General features: G+C 30.8%; 3 protein-coding genes. All 3 read left to right on the top strand.

All coding sequences use genetic code 11. The features are described from left to right. Positions 1-250: 250 nt before the first annotated feature. The 3 genes from ACFQ1K_RS14385 to ACFQ1K_RS14375 all read left to right on the top strand — a co-directional run bounded on the left by ACFQ1K_RS14385 (position 251) and on the right by ACFQ1K_RS14375 (position 2,836). On the top strand, positions 251-1,147 hold the full coding sequence (locus ACFQ1K_RS14385; RefSeq protein ID WP_320556870.1) for a hypothetical protein: 897 nt from the start codon (positions 251-253) through the stop codon (positions 1,145-1,147). Positions 1,148-1,314: 167 nt separating this feature from the next. Further along, entirely contained in the window at positions 1,315-1,776 is a 462-nt protein-coding gene (locus ACFQ1K_RS14380) for an RDD family protein (RefSeq protein ID WP_320556869.1), read from the top strand. Positions 1,777-1,933: 157 nt separating this feature from the next. Then, positions 1,934-2,836, top strand: a complete 903-nt coding sequence (locus tag ACFQ1K_RS14375; RefSeq protein ID WP_320556868.1) for a hypothetical protein — start codon at positions 1,934-1,936, stop codon at positions 2,834-2,836. The last annotated feature ends 233 nt before the right edge of the window (positions 2,837-3,069 follow it).

Raw genomic sequence — 3,069 nt, 5'->3', positions numbered from 1 at the left:
GAGCAGGGATTCGCATTGTTGACGGAATCTAAAGTTCCTACGGCTATAATAATCTTACTCTGCTCTTTTGTTCTTTCTGGTTAAAGTCTCTAATTTAACTATAATACAAACTTAGGATGGCTATAAACAATTGCTATTACAGGCTTATCCTGAAAATTCCTGCTGAATTTTCAGATTTATTTGTACTTGCAAAAGTCCGTGCTAACCCACGCAACTGTTCATAGCCCAACCGTTGGGTTTAATTTAAAGAATGATTCGTACATTATTAACATTATTACTTTTATCAAACTTTTGTTTTTCACAAGAAAAAGAAAAAATTGAAGCATACAACGGAATTTGGATTGCAGAAGAATATTATAATTCTTTTGAGAAAACTAAAAGTTGTCTTGAATCAAAAAATTCGTTTGCCCCAAATGAACCTGTTGGTTTAAGAATAAATTCATCTGAAATCAAAAACGGAATTTTGAATGTTGGATTTTCTAGCCTTCACGACCACCTTTTGAGACCAGAAGTCTCTGAATATATTGTAAATGGAAAAGATACAATTAGAGAACAAGGTCACTTTAAAATTAATCTTTCGAAACAAATTAGTTCAAATGAATTTCCCACGACAGAAATTATGTTCTTTAACGACAATTGGAAGTCAAGTCTAATTCTTGGCAAGAATACAATAATTCTCTACAGACCAAAAAATAAAGACTTCAAAGAGAGAAAAATAAAATTTATTAGAGTAGAAGGAACATTTGACAATAATTATAAATATCCAAATCCTGTATATTTTTATACCAGAAAAACACTTTTAGAAGGCAATTACACATTGAAAGATAGTACCAATAAAATTATCACTTCTGATTTAAAAATAAACGTCAATGGAGTAATTAAAGGCTATGTAGAGTTTGAAAATAAAAAGATATACTATTCTACAGATATTTATTGTGGACCACCAGCTTTAGATGAGCTAGTTTTGATTTGCGGCAGAATCGAAGATTATAATCCAGATTGTACAGGTTTTGTTTTTAAAAGAATTAATGAAAATACAATCCATTTATACAAAAGGTATCCAAGACGAGTTGAATATCCAAAAAACGAAATTGACACGAAAAAAATACCACTAGGAAAAGTGTATTATAAATTAATAAAAAACTAAACCCAACAAAGTATAAGAAATAATGCTTAATTTTATTACTAAATCTAAAGGTTAGTGCGTATTTGGTCACTCTGATTTTCCTGCGGAAAATCCTCGGACACAAAATCGCACTATTCTTATACACAACCGTTGTGTGTTATTCGAAAGAAAGCTAAAAATTGAATGAAATGAAAAGACGAAAAGATAAAAAAAATTTCGCTGAGTTTGAATTGGCAAGCACTGAACAAAGATTAATAAACTATATTATCGATAGTGTTTTCTATTTTGGATTTATAATTCTATTCTTAACCATAATACGATATCTTTCTAAAATGGAAGTATCATCATTTCTATCTGGTTTATTAATTTCGGAAGACCCAAATTATCTAAAAAGATTTTTTTTTGGTGTAATTACCACAACTCTATTTTATCTAATTCTTGAATACTCTTTAAAAGGAAAAACTATAGGAAAATTTATAACAAATACTCGAGCAGTAACTAGTGAAAATGAGATTATGGATTTTAAATCAGTTTTGATTAGAAGTATTTGTAGAAGAATACCATTCGATTCTTTTTCTTTCCTCGGTGACGTTCCTAGAGGTTGGCATGATAGAATATCTGAGACCAAAGTTATATCTGAAAAAAAATAAAACAACACACAACAATGGCTATAAGTAATTGCTTGTTCTCGACTACTTCTGAAAATCCTCGCGGATTTTCAGTCTGGTGTGTACTTGCGAAGTTTAGTGCTAACCCACGCAACTACTCATAGCCGAGACCGTTGGCATTAATGCGAGAAAAAAATCGATGATTAAGATAAAGATAAGCCCTAATTCATTTTACAAAAAGCTAGATAAACATCTTGAAAAAGGGAACGACATACTTGAAAAGCAAATATCTGAACCCAAACTTCTGGAAACAGAAATAAATGAATGGGTAAAAAATGCAGTCGATTTTTTAGAAAACAATACACTTAATCTACCTGAAAAATTAATTACTGACATTCAGCATACTGTAACAGAAGACTGGATTACGTTTGGACTTCTCGAAAGGGATTTTGACAAAAATCCAGAAAGTCATATCGAATATTTGACAAAACATCTGAAAAAGAAAATTAAAGCCTTTAAAGTAACATCGGATTACCTTTCTATTTCAGAGATAATTAAGGGAAATGAAAAACCTGAATTATCTTCGATTCAAGAAAAAATAACTTTCGTTCTTCAAAAGCTTTATGAATTGTACAATGACAATTTTTACTCTATTTCTATGATTTTCGAAATCAATGAAATCGATTATAGAGAGAACGAACCGAATGAAATAGCTGAAAATCTAAAAAAGAGAGGTTACGGAATTAGAGAAACAGATTACACCACAAAAGATTTATTGAAAATTTCAGTTAAAGGAGCTGCTTATGTGGAACGCCAAAATAAAAGACAAAAGAATAAAGAAAAGAAAACTAAAGATGCCAAAATCAATGAGAAAATCGATTTGGTTTTAGCCAAACTGGAAAAATTAGGTTATGGTCAAGAGATTATTTTCGATGAAATCGAAGAATTACGTGGACTTTCCAAAAAGCTAAATAAAAAAACTTGGTCGCAAGTAATTAAGGGAAAAGTTATGGACTTGGCACTATCGGAATTGATAAGTAAGGAAACAGCTTCCTTTATATACGAATCGTTAGTAGAAGATAAATTTAAATTATTAAAATAAGCACTAATGCCAACAATGTATAACCGCAATTACGGCGGATTCGACTACGTCCGAATCCACTCGGAATTGCTAACGTCAGTGCTCAACCGAAAATTATTAACTTTAATCCCGTAACTGACGGTTATACGAGACCGTTGTGTGTAAGCTAAAAAAACCAACTAAAAAATAGGATATGAAACAGGAAAGTATATTTTCTAATCTTACCGCAAAGGTTTTTTTTATAGCAATGGGTA

Source organism: Winogradskyella aquimaris (genome assembly GCF_042676105.1).
Lineage (GTDB): Bacteria > Bacteroidota > Bacteroidia > Flavobacteriales > Flavobacteriaceae > Winogradskyella > Winogradskyella aquimaris.
The sequence above is the reverse complement of the archived record's forward strand: the minus strand, read 5'-3'. Positions and strand labels throughout refer to the sequence as shown.